Here is an 18,448-nt window from a genome sequence, read left to right as displayed (position 1 = left end):
ATTTTTTGCTAAAATACTCCAATATTATGAAACGACACGAATTAATCAAATGTTAAATTTATGTAAAAACACAGGAAACTATTTTGGTGTTAAAAGTTTCCGTTATACATTTGTACCCGAAAATAAAATCCAAAAAAGAGATTTTACTGTAAAAATGAAAGATAAAATTATAAATAAGGCTAAAGAAATGTTTTTGAGACTTGGTTTCAAAAGCATAACTATGGATGATATTGCTTGTGAAATGTGTATTTCAAAAAAAACGATTTACAAGTATTTCAGCAACAAAGATGTACTGATTGAAGAAAGTGTTGAATTGGTTCACAAAGAAGTTCATGAAACGATAGATAAAATTGTATCTAAAAATTTTAATGCTATTGAAGAAAATTTTGAAATCAAGAGAATGTTTAGAGAAATGTTCAAAGCTGCAGAATCTTCCCCAATTTATCAATTAAAAAAACACTATCCAGAAATTTATGAAAAAGTATTAACCCAGCAAGTAAGCATTTGTGAAGATTGTTTTAGGCAAAACATCATCAAAGGTATTAATGAGGGTTTATATAGAGAAAATTTAGACATTGATAATTATGTAAAATTTTATTACACCTTAATTTTCAATATTAACGAAAACACTATGCTAGAAAACGATGCTCATGAATTAGAAGTCAAAGCATTAGAATATCACATTAGAGCCATGGCTACATTAGCTGGAATTATTGAATTAGAAAAACATCTTAAAAACCCAATTATATAAACAATGAAGAAAACGATCCTCATAACATTATTAACTTTTACACTGTCAGTAAGTGCGCAAGAAGCGGCACCACTAACATTAAAAGACGCTATCACTTTTGCGCTTGAAAACAAAGCAGAAGCTAAAAAAGCAAAATTAGAAGTCGAGAATAGTGAATATAAAATTCAAGAAGTTCGCTCTAGAGCTTTACCGCAAATTTCGGCTAATGGAAGTTTGAATTATAATCCTATTTTACAAACAACGGTAATAGATGGAGATAATTTTGGCGCTCCAGGAACAACTATTCAAGCTGCCTTTGGACAAAAATGGAATTCTGGAGCTGGTGTTTCTTTAAACCAAGCTTTGTTTGACCAATCTGTTTTTACTGGTTTAAAAGCGGCTAAATCTACCAGAGAATTTTACCAAATAAACGCGCAATTAACAGAAGAACAAGTTATCGAACGTGTTGCAAATGCGTATTATCAAGTATATGTACAACAACAAAAACTTATCGTAGTTGATAATAACTTGAAAAATACAAACAAAGTAAAAGATATCATCAAAGGTCAATTTGATAATGGTTTAGCTAAAAAAATTGATTTAGACAGAATCACAGTTCGAGTAAATAATATCAATTCGCAACGCCAACAAATTTTAAATGCGATTTTGCTTCAAGAAAATGCTTTAAAATTTTACATAGGAATGCCGATGGAAAATAAAATAATCATTCCTAAAACAGCATTTGAAGTAACTCCACAAGATTTAACTTCATCGACCGATGTAACTGGAAGAACTGAATATTTGTTACTAAAAAAACAAGAACAATTATTAACGTACCAAAAAAAGGCAGTTCAGGCGGCATATTATCCAACACTTTCATTAAGCGGAAGTTATAACTATATCGGTCAAGGACCAGAAATACCATTATTTGCAAAGCCATCAGACGGTGTTTATTGGTCTGATTATGCCTCAATTGGTTTAAATTTAAGAGTGCCACTTTTTGCTGGATTTGGAACAAGAGCAAAAGTAAGACAAGCAAATAATGCTTTAAATTCTTTAAAAGTTGACCTTGATGATACAAAATTGGCATTGGATTTAGCTTTTGATAATGCAAAAAAGCAACTTGAAAACAGTTTGATAACCATCAACAATCAAAAAGAAAACGCACAACTTGCTCAAGAAGTTTTTAATAATACCAATAATAATTACACACAAGGTCTAGCTTCTTTAACCGATTTATTAGATGCAGAAAATGCAATGGTTGAAGCACAAAATAATTATACCAATGCTATTTTAGAATACAAATTAGCTGAAATTCAATTCATAAAATCAAAAGGAGAACTTAAAACACTAACCAATAAATAATCAAGATGAAAAAGAGTATTATAACCATATTAGTAATTTTAGGAGCATTAGCTATAATTGCTGTTATTTTAACAAATAATAAAAAAGAAAATGAAGCTAAAACAGCCATTGTTGCTGAAAAAAATGCTTCAGTTTCTGTAAAAGTTGATACTGTAAAAACAGAACAAGTTTCATTAGATTTCGTATCAAACGGAAATTTTGAACCTATTCAAGAATTAACTTTTGCGGCTGAAAAATCAGGAAAAGTAGTAAAAGTTTTAGTTAAAGAAGGAGATTATGTTGCTGTAGGTCAAACACTTGCTATCGTGAGAGGCGATGTTATAAATGTAAATGCACAAAATGCTAATGCAGTATATCAAAATGCAGTTGCAGACTACACAAGATTTGAAAACGCATTTAAAACAGGTGGAGTAACAAAACAACAGTTAGATCAAGCAAGATTAGCCATGGTTAATGCTAAAGCTAATTTAACACAAGCAAATATTAATGTTGCAGATACTAGAATTAAAGCACCAATTAGTGGATTTATCAATAAAAAATTTATTGAACCAGGTTCTATTTTAACAGGGATGCCAGCAACTGATTTATTTGAAATTGTTAATGTGTCTAAGTTAAAGTTAAAAGTAGCGGTTAACGAGAATCAAGTGGCGGGCTTAAAATTAGGAAACCAAATAAAAGTGACTTCAAATGTTTTTCCAGATAAAGAATTTTCAGGAAAAATAACATTTATTGCTCCAAAAGCAGATGCAAGTTTAAATTTTCCTGTTGAAATTGAAATTACAAACAACACATCAAACGACTTAAAAGCAGGAATGTATGGAACAGCAAAATTTGCTTCAAACCAACAAAAACAAACCTTGAAAATTGTCCCAAGAAATGCATTTGTTGGTAGTGTTAGTAGCAACGAAATTTTTGTGATTGAAAACGGAACTGCGAAACTTAAAAAAGTAACAGCAGGTAGAATTTTAGGTGACAAAGTAGAAATCTTAGACGGATTATCTAACGGAGAAATTGTTATTGTAACAGGACAAATCAACTTACAAGACGGAAACGCTGTTGAAGTTATTAAATAATCAAAATATATGAAATTAGCAGAAATATCGATAAAACGTCCGTCGTTAGTAATTGTATTGTTTACAATTCTAACACTTGGTGGACTGTTCAGTTATAGCAATTTAGGCTACGAATTGATTCCTAAATTTGAAACTAACGTAATTACAATTGCAACAATTTATCCAGGTGCATCGCCAAGCGAAATTGAAAATACGGTAACCAAAAAAATTGAAGATGCAGTAGCCTCTTTGGAGAATATAAAAAAAATTGATTCAAAATCATACGAAAGTTTATCAACCGTTTCCATCACATTAACTTCAAATGCTGATGTTAATATTTCGATGAACGATGCGCAACGTAAAATAAACGCCATCATCAGTGATTTACCAGATGATGCCGAAACACCTTCATTAACCAAATTTTCCTTGAGTGATTTACCAATTATGACTATTGGTGCCAATGGAAAAATGGACGAAGTTGCTTTTTACGATTTAATTGATAAAAAATTAGCTCCGATTTTATCTCGAGTTCAAGGTGTTGCACAAGTAAACATTATTGGTGGACAAGAGAGAGAAATTCAAGTAAATCTTGATGCTGTAAAAATGCAAGGCTACGGACTTTCGATTCCACAAGTACAACAAAATATTTTATCGTCTAATTTGGATTTCCCTACAGGAAACATTCAAACGCGTGAGCAAAAAATATTAATTCGTTTAGCTGGAAAATATAAAAATGTTGAAGAGCTTAGAAATTTAATTGTATCTTCTAAAAATGGAATTCAAGTTCGTTTAGGTGATATTGCTGATGTTCAAGACACACAAAAAATCGCTGATAAAGTTGCTCGTGTAGATCAAAAAAGCGCTATTTTATTACAAATTGTAAAACAATCAGATGCAAATGCTGTAGCTGTAAGTGAGGAATTAGTAAAAACTATCAACAAATTAGAAAACGATTATAAATCAAAAGAATTGCAACTTGAAATCGCAAAAGATAGTACTATTTTTACTCTTGAAGCAGCAGATGCAGTAGTTCATGATTTACTTATAGCGGTCTTATTGGTTGCATTTGTAATGTTGTTTTTCTTACATAGTATCAGAAATTCATTAATTGTAATGGTTTCGATTCCTGCTTCGTTAATTGCTACTTTCATTGGAATTTACTTAATGGGATATACCTTAAACTTAATGAGTTTATTAGGATTATCATTGGTAGTTGGTATTCTAGTAGATGATGCTATTGTGGTATTAGAAAACATATATCGTCACATGGAAATGGGTAAAAACAAAGTTCGTGCTGCTTATGATGGAACAGCCGAAATTGGAGGAACCGTTGTATCCATTACATTAGTAATTGTGGTAGTATTTTTACCTATTGCAATGAGTACAGGATTGGTTTCTAATATTATTACGCAATTCTGTGTAACTGTTATTATTTCAACTTTATTGTCTTTAATTGCTTCGTTTACCATTATTCCTTGGTTATCATCAAGATATGGAAAATTAGAACACATTACAGGTAAAACACTTTTCGGAAGAATTATCCTTAAATTTGAAAGCTATTTAACTCGTTTTACAGATTGGGTTTCAGGATTATTAACTTGGTGTTTAGATCATTATATTAAAACTTTTGTTGTTGTTTTAGTATTGTTTTTTGGTTCTACCATCGGATTAATGGGTGGCGGATTTATTGGAGGAGAATTCTTCGCAGCATCTGATAGCGGTGAGTTTTTAGTTCAAATCGAAATGCCAAAAGACGCTTCGTTAGAGCAAACTAATTTTATGACGCAAAAAGCTGAAGCTTTCTTGAAAAAAGAACCATATGTACATAGTCAAATTACAACTATTGGTCAAACTAGTGAGGGTTTAGGAGCTTCTCAAGCAACAGCCTATAAATCTGAGATTAATGTTAAAATGGTTGGTTTAGATAAACGTGATGAACCTGCAAACGTTTATGCAGCTAAAACAAAACGTAAGTTAGAAAAAATATTGGTAGGAGCAAAAGTTAAAACGGTTCCAGTAGGTATTTTAGGAACTGCTGAAGATGCAACTTTAGGTTTAATCGTTACGGGTCCAAATGTAGAAACAGCTATGGCATTTGCAAAAGCTGCTGAAAAAGAATTACGCACGATTCCGGGAGCTACAGAAATTGAATTATCAGTAGAAGACGGAAATCCGGAAGTAAATGTTCAGGTGGATAGAGATAAAATGGCAGCGCTTGGCTTAAGTTTACAAACTGTAGGTATGACTATGCAAACGGCTTTTAGTGGAAATACTGATGGAAGATTTAGAGCTGGGGAATATGAATATGATATCAATATCAAATATAATGCATTCGACAGAAAAAGTATAGCAGATGTAAGTAACTTAATTTTTATCAATGATAGAGGTGAACAAATTAAATTGACACAATTTGCAACAGTAACCGAAAGCTCAGGCCCAAGTGAATTAGAACGAAGAGATAAATCAGCATCGGTAACTGTAAAAGGTCAAAATGTGGGTGTTCCTTCAGGAACAATTGTAGCACAATGGCAAGAGAAATTAGATAAGTTAGAAAAACCAACAGGTGTAGATTATATTTGGGGTGGTGATATGGAAAACCAATCTGAAGGTTTTGGAACACTTGGAATTGCCTTATTGGCTGCCATTATTTTGGTCTATCTTGTAATGGTTTCGTTGTATGACAGTTTTGTGCATCCATTTGTAGTATTGTTTGCAATTCCGCTTTCATTTATCGGAGCTATGTTAGCATTAGCTTTAACAAATAATTCGCTTAATATTTTCACCATTTTAGGTATCATCATGTTGATTGGTCTTGTGTGTAAAAATGCTATTATGTTGGTAGATTATACTAACCAAAGACGTAAGGCAGGAGAAAGTATTAGAACAGCATTAATTCAAGCAAATCATGCAAGGTTGCGTCCAATTTTAATGACCACGATCGCGATGGTATTTGGTATGTTCCCAATTGCATTAGCTTCTGGAGCTGGAGCAGAATGGAAAAATGGTTTGGCTTGGGTAATTATTGGGGGATTAATTTCATCATTATTCTTGACCTTAATTGTGGTTCCTGTAATTTATGAAATCATGGAGAAAATAATCGCTAAATTCTCTAAAGGAGAAAAAACAGATTATGAAGCTGAAATGGTTGCTGATTATGTTCATGCAGAATTAAGTGAAGATGGTTTTAATCCGAAACACACTTTATAATAGTAATTCACATAAAAAAAGTCCCGATGAAAATCGGGACTTTTTTTATTAGCTCAAAAAAATTATTTAGTTACTAAATAATCATTGTTTAATTTTTTTACAGATGCAATTCTGCTATTAGCAAATTCAACTTCATTTAACGAACCTGAGTTCCAAAAAGTCCAAGTACCAACTTTTTCTCCGTTTTTATATTCTCCTGAAGCTTGTTTAGAACCATCTTCATTATAAGAAACCCATTTTCCATCAAGTTTTCCATCTACATATGAACCTTCTTGTTTAACTTGACCATTGTCATAATAATATGTTGCTTGTATTGTGTTGTCGTCAGTAGCAACAAATTTTGGTTTTACATCTTGAGCAAAAAACACTCCAGAAACCAATAACATCCCAGAAATCACTAAATTTTTCATATACATTTATTTATTGGATTAATAATTACATAACAAATATATATTATTTTTTACAATAAAAAAACTTTTAGTTAACAATTTGGTAACATTAGATAAAAACTTAACATTGAAAAAGCCAATGTGTTATACATTGGCTTTCAGTTTTGTGTGATATTTATTAGTTATTTTTGCAATAATTCGTCTAATAATTCAATTAATTGTACAGATGAAGGTCTTGGGGCATCAGATTTTACAACTTTTCCACTTGGGTCAATTAATATAAATCTTGGTATAGAATTAATTCCAAATGCTTTTATAAAATCTGAATTCCAGTTTTTGTCTGCAAATAATTGAATACCTCCTAATTCTTTATCTGTAACAAATTTTTGCCATTTTTCATGATCTTTGTCAACATCTACAGAAATACTCACAAATTCGATGTTTTTTCCATGATATTTTTCTTCCACTTTTTTCAAATGAGGAATTTCAGCTCTACACGGACCACACCATGTTGCCCAAACATCGATATAAACATATTTCCCTCTCAAGTCTTCTAACTTAGTTTTTCCTCCTTTATGATTTTCATATTCAAAAGAAGTAGATTGAGTTCCCTCTGTTTTTTTAGCTTCAGCTTTTTGATTGTAGTATTGTAAAAGCATAACAGATTCTTGTGTTATCATTGGTTTGTATATACCAACAAATTTTTCATTTAATCCATTGCCTTCTAATTTAGCTAAGTCATCAGTTTTCTTTTTGTCTAGAGCAGCCTTAAAAACAGCTTCTTCTTTTTCTAATAAATTTTCTAATTCCATTTCAAAAGCTTCGTCAGAAAGTGCTTTTTGTGCTAAATAATTATTTTCTTTTTCACCTTTGCCTTTGTAGACAATGGTTTCGTCAAATTCTTTAGCGTCCATATTCAATTTTAAATCATCACCATCTTTCAAGTACAACATTGAAGATTCAACACCATCATTAAATTGGTGTAATCCTTCAGTTATATCAAAACTAGATTCAAAAACGCCTTTCTTGTTTACAGGAATTTTGTGTTTAAATTTTTTAGGACCATAAATGGTTAATGTGTCTGAGTTTCTGTTTTCAATTTTGGCAAAAAACTTAACTTTTCCTGTGTTTTGAGCAAAAGAAAAACAAACAAATAATAATAGTAAATAGGTGATTTTTTTCATAAAAAATGTAAATAAGGTTTGTGTAAAAATAAGGTAATATTTTATAAAACTAAAGAAACCGTTTAAAATTGTAATTATAATTATCTCATTAGACTAAAAATTTTCTTTTTTGTTATTACTTTTGCATAAAATTTTTTAGAAATGTACAGAAGTCATAACTGTGGAGAATTAAATGCTTCACATATCAATACAGAAGTTACCCTTGCAGGTTGGGTTCAAAAATCAAGAGATAAAGGTTTTATGATTTGGGTTGATTTGCGTGATAGATACGGAATTACCCAATTAATTTTTGATGAACAAAGAACTGATAAAATAGTTTTTGAGAAAGCAAAATCGCTTGGTAGAGAATTTGTAATTCAAGTAAAAGGAACGGTTATTGAGCGTGAGTCTAAAAACTCAAATATGGCTACTGGAGACGTTGAAATTTTAGTTTCAGAATTAACTATTTTAAACGAAGCACAATTGCCTCCATTTACCATTGAAGATGAAACGGATGGTGGAGAAGATATTCGTATGAAATATCGTTACTTAGATATTAGAAGAAATCCGGTTAAAAACAACTTGTTATTCCGTCATAAAGTATCGATGGAAGTTAGAAAATATCTTTCTGACCAAGGTTTTTGTGATGTTGAAACGCCTTATTTAATTAAATCTACTCCAGAAGGCGCGCGTGATTTCGTAGTGCCAAGTAGAATGAATGAAGGGCAGTTTTATGCACTTCCACAATCGCCACAAACATTCAAACAATTATTGATGGTAGGAGGAATGGATAAATATTTCCAAATTGTGAAATGTTTCCGTGATGAAGATTTACGTGCTGACCGTCAACCAGAGTTTACACAAATTGACTGCGAAATGGCATTCGTGGAGCAAGAAGATATTTTGGATATGTTCGAAGGTTTAACCCGTCATTTGCTAAAAGAAATCAAAGGAATTGAAGTAGACAAATTCCCAAGAATTACCTACGATTACGCAATGAAAACCTATGGTAACGACAAGCCAGATATTCGTTTTGAAATGAAATTTGGTGAGTTAAACGCTGTAGCACAACATAAAGATTTTCCAGTATTTAATTCTGCGGAATTAGTAGTTGGAATTGCGGCTCCAGGTTGTGCAAATTATACAAGAAAAGAAATTGATGCTTTAATTGATTGGGTAAAACGTCCACAAATTGGAGCATCGGGAATGGTATACGTAAAATGTGAAGAAGATGGCTCGTTCAAATCATCAGTAGATAAATTCTACGATCAAGAAGATTTAAAAAAATGGGCTGAGATTACCAATGCAAAATCAGGTGATTTAATTTTAATCTTATCAGGTAATGCAAATAAAGTCAGAACACAATTATCGGCTTTAAGAATGGAAGTTGCTACGCGTTTAGGTTTGAGAAAATCAGACGAATTTGCACCATTATGGGTGATAGATTTTCCATTATTAGAATGGGATGAGGAAAGTGAAAGATACCATGCAATGCACCATCCGTTTACCTCTCCAAAACCAGAAGATATGGCGTTAATTGAAACCGAACCAGGAAAAGTTCGTGCTAACGCTTATGATATGGTGTTAAACGGAAACGAAATCGGTGGCGGTTCTATTCGTATTCATGATAGAGATTTACAAAGCAGAATGTTCTCTTTGCTAGGATTTACACCAGAGCAAGCAGAAGCACAGTTTGGATTTCTTATGAATGCATTCCAGTTTGGAGCACCACCACATGGAGGATTAGCATTTGGATTAGATAGATTGGTTTCTATTTTAGGAGGACAAGAAACAATTCGTGATTTTATCGCTTTCCCTAAAAATAATTCAGGAAGAGATGTGATGATTGATGCGCCTTCAATGATTGATGATTCTCAGTTGAACGAATTGCATATTAAAGTTGATTTAAAATAATCAAACCATCTGAAAATCAATAAATTTTAAATATTTTTTAGCTTTTTCTTTTTTATTTCTTAAATAAGTATATCTTTGAAGTATTATTAATTTTTTACAATACAAAATGAGAACAGGTAAAGTTAAGTTCTTCAATGAATCAAAAGGTTACGGTTTTATTACAGATGATGAAACTGGAAAAGACATTTTCGTACACGCAAGCGGAATGAAAGTTGAATCTTTAAACGAAGGTGATAGCGTAAGTTACGAAGAAGAAGAAGGTAGAAAAGGAATTGTAGCAACTAATGTTGTTGTGAATAGCTAATAAGTTATCCCTTTTTTAAAAAACGCTCAAAATAATATTTGAGCGTTTTTTTTGTGCTTATTTTTATTTATTTCAAATTTATTATTTAGAATAAGTATAAATAAAATTATTTCTACAAAACATAATGCTAATTTGTTGTTTAAATTTTGCTATTTAGTAATAGCAACTTTATATTTGTAGCTATTTTTAAATCCAAAAAAAATGCAGGCTTCACAACAAGATTTGATACCAATAATAATGCAAGTTTTATTAGCAGTTGGTTTTGTAGGAGGAACAATTTTAATTTCAAATTTATTAGGACCAAAACGATCTTCGGCAAATAAAGATAAAAGTTTTGAGTGTGGAATTGAGTCCGTAGGAAATGCTCGTATTCCTTTTTCTGTAAAATACTTTTTAGTAGCTATTCTTTTTGTTTTATTTGATGTTGAGGTGATTTTTATGTATCCATGGGCGGTTAATTTCAAAGAAATGGGCGTTGACGGTTTGCTTAAAATGGGCGTTTTTATGATTTTATTATTAATCGGCTTCTTTTATGTTATTAAGAAGAAAGCATTAGTTTGGGAATAAATTGATATCAAATGGAAAACGTATCTAAAACTAAAATGGTGGAAGCGCCAGAAGGAATTGCTGGAGAAGGATTCTTTGCTACAAGATTTGATAGTGTAATTGGATTGGCTAGAGCAAATTCATTGTGGCCATTACCATTTGCTACATCATGTTGTGGGATTGAATTTATGGCAACTATGGCTTCACATTACGATTTGGCGCGATTTGGTTCTGAACGCGTGAGTTTTTCTCCAAGACAAGCGGATATGCTTTTAGTTATGGGAACTATTTCAAAAAAAATGGCACCTATATTACGTCAAGTGTATGAACAAATGTCTGAACCAAGATGGGTGATTGCTGTTGGAGCTTGTGCTTCTTCGGGTGGAATTTTTGATACTTATTCTGTTTTACAAGGAATAGACAAAGTGATTCCAGTTGATGTTTATGTGCCTGGATGTCCTCCAAGACCAGAACAAATTGTTGATGGTGTAATGCATTTACAAGAACTAGTAAAAAACGAATCTTCTAGAAGAAGAAATTCAGACGAATATAAAGAACTTTTAGCTTCTTATAATATAGAATAACTATGGCTCTAGATACCTTAGAAATACAAAATAAATTGCAAGAAGCTTTTGGGCAAAAAGTAAACCATTTCAGGACAGAATATGGTGTTTTTGTGGTAGAAGTAGAAGCTAATTCAATTGTAGAGATTCTTCAATTTATGAAAGAAGATAAAACACTTAACTTTCATTTCTTAACCGATTTATGTGGTGTTCACTACCCTGAAAATGATGTTAATGAACAATTTTGTGTAGTCTATCATTTACACAATTGGTTTACTAATACCAGAATTAGAGTTAAAACATTCATCAGCGGAACACAACCAGAATTACCATCAATAACTTCTCTTTTTGAATGTGCTAACTGGATGGAAAGAGAAACTTATGATTTTTATGGGATTATCTTCAAAGGTCATCCTAATTTAGTTAGAATCTTAAATATGGATGAAATGGTATCTTTTCCGTTAAGAAAAGAATTTCCAATGGAGGATTCAGGAAGAACTGATAAAGACGATAGATTCTTTGGAAGAACTATTAACAATTGTTAAAAAAGAAAAAACAGTAAACTATGTCTAATATAGTATTACCAGCAGAACATCGCTACAATAAAATAATTCAAGAGCGTCAAAATGAAGACGGAAGTGAATTGGCGATCCTGAATTTAGGACCAACTCACCCTGCTACACACGGAATTTTTCAAAACATCTTATTAATGGATGGTGAACGAATTGTGGAAGCAGAGCCAACTATTGGATACATCCACAGAGCTTTTGAAAAAATAGCTGAAAACAGACCTTTTTATCAAATCACACCGCTTACTGACAGAATGAACTATTGTTCTTCTCCTATTAATAATATGGCTTGGTGGATGACATTAGAAAAATTATTAAATATCGAGGTACCAAAACGTGCTCAATATTTAAGAGTTATTGTAATGGAATTAGCTAGAATTTCTGATCATATTATTTGTAACTCTATACTTGGTGTTGACACAGGTGCTTACACTGGATTTTTATATGTTTTTCAATATAGAGAAAAAATATATGAAATCTATGAAGAAATTTGTGGTGCTCGTTTAACTACAAATATGGGAAGAATAGGTGGATTTGAAAGAGATTGGAGTCCAAAAGCATTTGAAAAACTCGATGCTTTCCTTGAAGAGTTTCCAGCTGTTTGGCAAGAATTTGAAAATCTTTTCACCAGAAATAGAATTTTTATTGATAGAACAGTTAATGTAGGCGCAATTACAGCTGAAAAAGCAATGGCTTATGGTTTTACAGGTCCTAATTTAAGAGCTGCTGGTGTAGATTATGATGTGCGTGTTGCACAACCATACAGTTCATATGAAGATTTTGAATTTGATGTTCCTGTTGGAAAATCTGGTGATACATATGATAGATTCTGTGTTAGAAATGCAGAAGTGTGGGAATCTCTAAAAATCATTCGTCAAGCATTAGAAAAAATGCCTGCGGGTAATGAATTTACTGCAGATGTGCCAGCATACCACTTACCTCCAAAAGAAGATGTTTATCAAGATATGGAAGCTTTGATTTATCATTTCAAGATTGTTATGGGAGAGGTGCCAGTTCCAGTTGCAGAAGTGTATCATCCTGTAGAAGGAGGTAATGGAGAATTAGGTTTTTATTTAATTACAGATGGAAGTAGAACGCCATATAGACTACATTTTAGAAGACCTTGTTTTATTTATTATCAGGCTTATCCAGAAATGATAAAGGGTTCAATGCTTTCTGATGCCATTGTAATATTATCTAGTTTAAATGTGATTGCGGGAGAATTAGACGCATAATAGTATGGAAAAAAATAATTATACACAGCAAATAAATATAACAGAAGAATTAATGACTCGTATTAATGAGTTAATAAGTCATTATCCTGCTGATAAAAAGAAGTCTGCTTTAATACCTGTTTTACATGAAGTACAAGATACTCATGAAAATTGGTTAAGCATAGAATTACAAAATAAAGTAGCTGAAATCCTAGAAATAAAGCCTATTGAAGTATATGAAGTAGTCACTTTTTATACCATGTTCAACACAAAACCTGTAGCAAAATTTATGTTTGAATTTTGTAGAACTTCTTGTTGTGCTACTCGTGGAGTGGAAGATTTAATGGATTATGCCTCTGAAAAATTAGGTGTAAAAGAAGGCGAAATTACTTCTGATGGATTATTTCAATTTGTAGGCGTTGAATGTTTAGGCGCTTGCGGATATGCACCGATGTTACAATTAGGCGATTTTTATCATGAGAAATTATCTAAAGAAAAATTCGACCAATTAATTGATGAATGTAAAGCTGGTAAAATAACCTTACACGATAAATAATACCATGGGAAGAAAAATATTATTAGAAAAAATTAATATTCCGGGTATCAAAACCTATGAAGTTTACCGTCAAAATGGTGGTTATACTTCAGTGGAAAAAGCATTTAAAATGACTCCAGATGAAGTTACAGAAGAAGTAAAAACTTCTGGACTTAGAGGTCGTGGAGGTGCAGGTTTCCCTGTTGGAATGAAATGGAGTTTTATTGATAAAAAATCAGGAAACCCTCGCCACTTAGTTTGTAATGCAGATGAGTCTGAACCAGGAACATTCAAAGACCGTTATTTAATGGAATATATTCCGCATCTTTTAATTGAAGGTATGATTACTTCAAGTTATGCTTTAGGAGCTAACTTATCATACATTTACATTAGAGGTGAATATATGTGGGTATATAAGACTTTAGAAAGAGCTATCAAAGAAGCTTATGCTGCAGGATGGTTAGGTAAAAACATACAAGGTTCAGGATATGATTTAGATTTGCATGTTCACTGCGGTGCGGGTGCATATATATGTGGTGAAGAAACAGCCTTAATCGAATCATTAGAAGGTAAACGAGGAAATCCACGTTTGAAACCACCTTTTCCAGCAGTTAAAGGATTGTGGCAAAATCCTACAGTAGTTAATAATGTGGAATCTATTTCTTCAGTGCCATGGATTGTATTAAATTCAGGTACAGAATATGCAAAAATTGGAATTGAACGTTCTACAGGGACTAAATTAATTTCTGCATCAGGGCACATTAAAAATCCAGGTGTTTATGAAATTGAATTAGGTGTTTCTGTTGAAGAATTCATTAATTCTGATGAGTATTGTGGTGGTATGATAGATGATAGACCTTTAAAGGCTTTAGTTCCTGGAGGTTCATCGGTGCCTATTTTACCAGCGCACTTAATTTATAAAACGGCTGCAGGAAACGATCGTTTGATGACTTATGAATCATTATCTGATGGTGGATTTGCTACGGGTTCAATGTTAGGTTCTGGAGGTTTTATTGTGTATAACGACACAACATGTATTGTCAGAAATACTTGGAATTTCTCCAGATTCTATCACCATGAAAGTTGTGGACAATGTACACCTTGTCGTGAAGGAACGGGTTGGTTAGAAAAAGTATTGCATCGTATTGAGAATGGACACGGTCGCGAAGAAGATATCGAATTGTTATTAAGCATTCAAAGCAAAATCGAAGGAAATACAATTTGTCCACTAGGTGATGCCGCTTCTTGGCCAGTAGCTGCAGCTATCCGTCATTTTAGAGAAGAATTTGAATATCATATTAGATTCCCTGAGAAAATTAAAAACAGAGATCACTTTGTGCATGAACCATTTGAAAAAGTTCGTCACTTGATAAGTAATCAAACAGTATAAATTATAAGGATGAAGTTTAAAGGTGTATTACACTTTAACTTTTAAACAAAAATAAAATGAAAGTAACCATAGACGGACAAAGCGTAGAAGTAGAACCAGGAACAACCATCCTGCAAGCTGCACGTATGATTGGAGGCGAAAGTGTGCCACCAGCCATGTGTTATTATTCGAAATTAAAAGGTACTGGAGGTAAATGTCGTTGTTGCTTAGTAGAAGTAAGCAAAGGAAGTGAGGCAGATCCAAGACCAATGCCTAAATTGATGGCATCTTGTGTAACAGGTTGTATGGATGGAATGGAAGTAAATAGTAAAAATTCTGATAGAGTTACTGAAGCTAGAAAAGCTGTAACAGAGTTTTTATTGATTAATCACCCATTAGATTGTCCAGTGTGTGACCAAGCAGGAGAATGTAATTTACAAGATTTGAGTTTTGAACATGGAAAACCAGAAACTCGTTTTATAGAAGAAAAAAGAACATTTGAACCAGAAAATATTGGAGATAAAATCCAATTGCATATGAATCGTTGTATTTTATGTCAACGTTGTGTACAAGTGGCAGAACAATTAACTGATGACAGAGTGCATGGGGTTTTAAATCGTGGCGATCATGCACAAATTTCAACATGTGTTTCTGCAGCAATCGACAATGAGTTCTCTGGAAATATGATTGATGTTTGTCCAGTAGGAGCATTGACTGATAAAACATTCCGATTTAAATCAAGAGTTTGGTTCAACAAACCATTCAACGCACACAGAGAATGTACCACGCCTGGATGTTGTGGTAAAACCACACTTTGGATGTTTGGAAACGAAATTCAACGTGTAACAGGTAGAAAAGATCAATACGGAGAAGTTGAAGATTTTATTTGTAATACTTGTCGTTTTGACAAAAAAGAAGTTACAGATTGGACGATTGAAGGACCTAAAAAGTTTGACAAAGATTCTGTAATCAATCAAAATAATTACACAAGAAAAACTGAAAAAGTAGTTATCAATACTGAAGAAAATATTTTACAAGGTAGAGAAGAAGACCGTAAGAAAATCAGTATGGCTGCTATTCCATTAAAAAACAATGACTCTAAATAAACAATGGATACGACTACATTTATAATAGAAAAAGGAACCATTATTGTCGTAGTTTTTGCTATAACAATGTTAATGGCAATGTATTCAACATGGGCAGAACGTAAAGTAGCCGCGTTTTTACAAGACCGTGTTGGACCTAATCGCGCTGGTTGGGGTGGTTTATTACAACCATTGGCAGATGGATTAAAATTATTTACTAAAGAAGAGTTTTTTCCAAATACACCTAATAAATTTTTATTTATCCTAGGTCCTGGAATTGCAATGAGTACTGCATTAATAACTAGTGCTGTAATTCCTTGGGGAGATAAATTTCACATATTTGGAAAAGATGTCGTACTTCAAGCTACAGATTTAGATGTCTCAATTTTATACATTTTTGGAGTACTGTCAATAGGTGTTTATGGAATCATGATTGGAGCTTGGGCTTCAAATAATAAATATTCTTTAATGAGTGCCGTTCGAGCTTCTTCACAAATGATTTCTTATGAAGTTGCCATGGGATTAGCCATCATTTCAATTTTGATGATGACAGGTTCATTGAGTTTAAAAGAGATTACGGTGCAGCAAGCTGAAATGAAATGGAATATTTTCTATCAGCCATTAGCTTTTGTAATCTTTTTAGTTTGTTCATTTGCTGAAACAAATCGTACACCTTTTGATTTAGCAGAATGTGAATCAGAATTAATTGGAGGATATCATACAGAATATTCTTCAATGAAAATGGGATTTTATTTATTTGCAGAATATGCAAATATGTTTATTTCAGCAACAATATTATCTGTTGTATTTTTAGGAGGTTATAACTATCCTGGAATGGGATGGGCAGAGCAAAATTGGGGTGTAAATATTGCTAACATAATCGCAATTGCAGTTTTATTTACCAAAATTTGTTTCTTCATCTTTTTCTATATGTGGATTAGATGGACAATACCTCGTTTCAGATACGATCAATTAATGAACTTAGGTTGGAAAATATTAATTCCGTTGGCTGTTTTAAATATTATTTTAACAGGAATTGTAATGGTTTTATTTAATTAGGAAAAAATGTCAGTAGAACAAATATCATTATCTGGAAGAAAAAAAGTGGTTTCTAATAAAGAAATGACTTTTATCGAAAAAATATATTTGCTTACCATTTTGAAAGGGTTGTTTATTACATTAAAACACCTTTTTAGAAGAAAAGTAACTATCAAATATCCTGAAGAAGTAAGAGAAATGAGCCCGGTTTATCGTGGGCAGCATATGCTTATGCGTGATGACGAAGGTAGAGAACGATGCACTGCTTGTGGATTGTGTGCTTTATCATGCCCAGCAGAAGCAATTACTATGAAAGCGGAAGAGCGTAAACCCGATGAAAAGCATTTATACCGTGAGGAAAAATACGCTTCTATTTATGAAATAAATATGCTTCGTTGTATTTTTTGTGGATTGTGTGAAGAAGCTTGCCCTAAAGAAGCTATCTTTTTAACTAAATCTAAAAAAATAGCAAATGCCGATTATAGTAGAGAAGATTTTATTTTTGGTAAAGATAAATTAGTGATGCCTTTAGAAATGGCAATTAATAACACAAAATCTAATACCGTAAATTAATTATGTTAGAAATAGTTTTTTATATATTATCTGCAATTACACTTGGAACCGCTTTTTTGACTGTTTATAGCAAAAATCCAATCCACAGTGCAATTTATTTAGTAGTCAGCTTTTTTTCAATAGCAGGTCACTATTTATTATTTAATGCTCAATTTTTAGCAATGGTGCATATCATCGTTTATGCTGGAGCTATTATGGTTTTATTGCTTTTTACTTTGATGCTTATGAATTTAAACAAAGAAGACGAAGTGTCTAAGCCGATTTATATCAAATTTGCTGCTGTTTTCTCTGCTGGAATCTTAGCATTAGTTTTAATTTCAGCTCTAAAAACTGCTCAGCCAGAAATGATTGAATATGTTTCTTCTAACGAGGATTATCAATCTATAAAAGTATTAGGAAAAGTGTTGCTTAACGAGTATATGGTTCCGTTTGAATTTGCTTCTGTTTTGCTTTTAGTATCAATGATTGGAGCGGTTTTAATTTCTAAAAAAGAAGAAAAAATATAAGTTATGCAAAGTATTTTAGAACAAGTAGGTATTGGAAATTACATTATTTTATCAGCATTACTATTTTGTATTGGTGCTTTTGGAATTTTATATAGAAGAAATGCCATTATTATGTTTATGTCTATAGAAATAATGCTAAATGCAGTTAATTTATTATTAGTTGCATTTTCAACATACCACCACGATGCTTCTGGACAAGTGTTTGTATTTTTTACAATGGCAGTTGCCGCTGCAGAAGTAGCTGTAGGTTTAGCAATTTTAGTTTCTATTTACAGAAACATTGGAAATATTGATATCGATAATTTAAAAAATTTAAAAGGATAATT

General features: G+C 32.2%; 19 protein-coding genes. 17 read left to right on the top strand and 2 right to left on the bottom strand.

Annotated features, from left to right (window positions below; translation table 11 throughout):
* The first annotated feature begins 154 nt into the window (after positions 1-154).
* The 4 genes from VK164_RS09630 to VK164_RS09615 are packed head-to-tail and all read left to right on the top strand — an operon-like array spanning position 155 to position 6,354.
* Positions 155-751 (top strand): TetR/AcrR family transcriptional regulator, encoded by a 597-nt coding sequence (locus VK164_RS09630; protein ID WP_324209489.1) that lies wholly within the window; start codon positions 155-157, stop codon positions 749-751.
* Between the two features lie 3 nt (positions 752-754).
* Positions 755-2,095 carry a TolC family protein gene (locus tag VK164_RS09625; RefSeq protein WP_324209133.1) on the top strand — a complete coding sequence of 447 codons (1,341 nt, stop codon included), beginning with the start codon at positions 755-757 and terminating at the stop codon, positions 2,093-2,095.
* 5 nt (positions 2,096-2,100) lie between these two features.
* A complete protein-coding gene (locus VK164_RS09620; RefSeq protein ID WP_324209132.1) occupies positions 2,101-3,168 on the top strand; it encodes an efflux RND transporter periplasmic adaptor subunit in 1,068 nt (355 codons plus the stop codon).
* 9 nt (positions 3,169-3,177) lie between these two features.
* Positions 3,178-6,354 carry an efflux RND transporter permease subunit gene (locus VK164_RS09615; protein WP_324209131.1) on the top strand — a complete coding sequence of 1,059 codons (3,177 nt, stop codon included), beginning with the start codon at positions 3,178-3,180 and terminating at the stop codon, positions 6,352-6,354.
* A gap of 62 nt (positions 6,355-6,416) precedes the next feature.
* On the opposite strand, the gene VK164_RS09610 is transcribed toward VK164_RS09615, so the two are convergent.
* Together VK164_RS09610 and VK164_RS09605 are read right to left on the bottom strand one after the other, a co-directional pair.
* Complete coding sequence (locus VK164_RS09610) at positions 6,417-6,764, bottom strand: membrane-binding protein (protein WP_324209130.1); 348 nt, start codon at positions 6,762-6,764, stop codon at positions 6,417-6,419.
* A 161-nt stretch (positions 6,765-6,925) separates the two neighbouring features.
* Positions 6,926-7,927: a TlpA disulfide reductase family protein gene (locus VK164_RS09605; RefSeq protein ID WP_324209129.1), complete on the bottom strand. Its 1,002-nt coding sequence runs from the start codon at positions 7,925-7,927 to the stop codon at positions 6,926-6,928.
* A gap of 141 nt (positions 7,928-8,068) precedes the next feature.
* Here VK164_RS09605 and aspS point away from each other — a divergent pair, with 141 nt between their 5' ends.
* The 13 genes from aspS to nuoK all read left to right on the top strand — a co-directional run bounded on the left by aspS (position 8,069) and on the right by nuoK (position 18,446).
* Positions 8,069-9,820 (top strand): aspartate--tRNA ligase, encoded by a 1,752-nt coding sequence (gene aspS / locus VK164_RS09600; protein WP_324209128.1) that lies wholly within the window; start codon positions 8,069-8,071, stop codon positions 9,818-9,820.
* Between the two features lie 106 nt (positions 9,821-9,926).
* Positions 9,927-10,124 carry a cold-shock protein gene (locus VK164_RS09595; protein WP_166235050.1) on the top strand — a complete coding sequence of 66 codons (198 nt, stop codon included), beginning with the start codon at positions 9,927-9,929 and terminating at the stop codon, positions 10,122-10,124.
* A gap of 201 nt (positions 10,125-10,325) precedes the next feature.
* A complete protein-coding gene (locus tag VK164_RS09590) occupies positions 10,326-10,691 on the top strand; it encodes an NADH-quinone oxidoreductase subunit A (protein WP_324209127.1) in 366 nt (121 codons plus the stop codon).
* 11 nt (positions 10,692-10,702) lie between these two features.
* Positions 10,703-11,254: an NADH-quinone oxidoreductase subunit B gene (locus VK164_RS09585; protein ID WP_166235046.1), complete on the top strand. Its 552-nt coding sequence runs from the start codon at positions 10,703-10,705 to the stop codon at positions 11,252-11,254.
* A 2-nt stretch (positions 11,255-11,256) separates the two neighbouring features.
* Positions 11,257-11,778, top strand: coding sequence for an NADH-quinone oxidoreductase subunit C (locus VK164_RS09580; protein ID WP_324209126.1), 522 nt, complete (start codon positions 11,257-11,259; stop codon positions 11,776-11,778).
* A 20-nt stretch (positions 11,779-11,798) separates the two neighbouring features.
* A complete protein-coding gene (nuoD, locus tag VK164_RS09575) occupies positions 11,799-13,037 on the top strand; it encodes an NADH dehydrogenase (quinone) subunit D (RefSeq protein WP_166235042.1) in 1,239 nt (412 codons plus the stop codon).
* A gap of 4 nt (positions 13,038-13,041) precedes the next feature.
* Positions 13,042-13,572, top strand: a complete 531-nt coding sequence (locus tag VK164_RS09570; protein ID WP_324209125.1) for an NAD(P)H-dependent oxidoreductase subunit E — start codon at positions 13,042-13,044, stop codon at positions 13,570-13,572.
* A 4-nt stretch (positions 13,573-13,576) separates the two neighbouring features.
* Positions 13,577-14,941 carry an NADH-quinone oxidoreductase subunit NuoF gene (gene nuoF, locus VK164_RS09565; protein ID WP_324209124.1) on the top strand — a complete coding sequence of 455 codons (1,365 nt, stop codon included), beginning with the start codon at positions 13,577-13,579 and terminating at the stop codon, positions 14,939-14,941.
* Positions 14,942-14,997: 56 nt separating this feature from the next.
* Complete coding sequence (locus VK164_RS09560; protein WP_324209123.1) at positions 14,998-16,026, top strand: 2Fe-2S iron-sulfur cluster-binding protein; 1,029 nt, start codon at positions 14,998-15,000, stop codon at positions 16,024-16,026.
* Between the two features lie 3 nt (positions 16,027-16,029).
* Positions 16,030-17,064: an NADH-quinone oxidoreductase subunit NuoH gene (gene nuoH / locus VK164_RS09555; RefSeq protein ID WP_324209122.1), complete on the top strand. Its 1,035-nt coding sequence runs from the start codon at positions 16,030-16,032 to the stop codon at positions 17,062-17,064.
* Between the two features lie 6 nt (positions 17,065-17,070).
* Positions 17,071-17,616, top strand: a complete 546-nt coding sequence (locus VK164_RS09550; RefSeq protein ID WP_324209121.1) for an NADH-quinone oxidoreductase subunit I — start codon at positions 17,071-17,073, stop codon at positions 17,614-17,616.
* A gap of 2 nt (positions 17,617-17,618) precedes the next feature.
* A complete protein-coding gene (locus tag VK164_RS09545) occupies positions 17,619-18,122 on the top strand; it encodes an NADH-quinone oxidoreductase subunit J (RefSeq protein ID WP_166235030.1) in 504 nt (167 codons plus the stop codon).
* Between the two features lie 3 nt (positions 18,123-18,125).
* Complete coding sequence (nuoK, locus tag VK164_RS09540) at positions 18,126-18,446, top strand: NADH-quinone oxidoreductase subunit NuoK (RefSeq protein WP_324209120.1); 321 nt, start codon at positions 18,126-18,128, stop codon at positions 18,444-18,446.
* Positions 18,447-18,448 lie beyond the last annotated feature (2 nt).

This window comes from Flavobacterium sp., assembly GCF_035299005.1.
Taxonomy (GTDB): domain Bacteria; phylum Bacteroidota; class Bacteroidia; order Flavobacteriales; family Flavobacteriaceae; genus Flavobacterium.
This window is presented reverse-complemented; position numbering and strand designations above follow the sequence as displayed.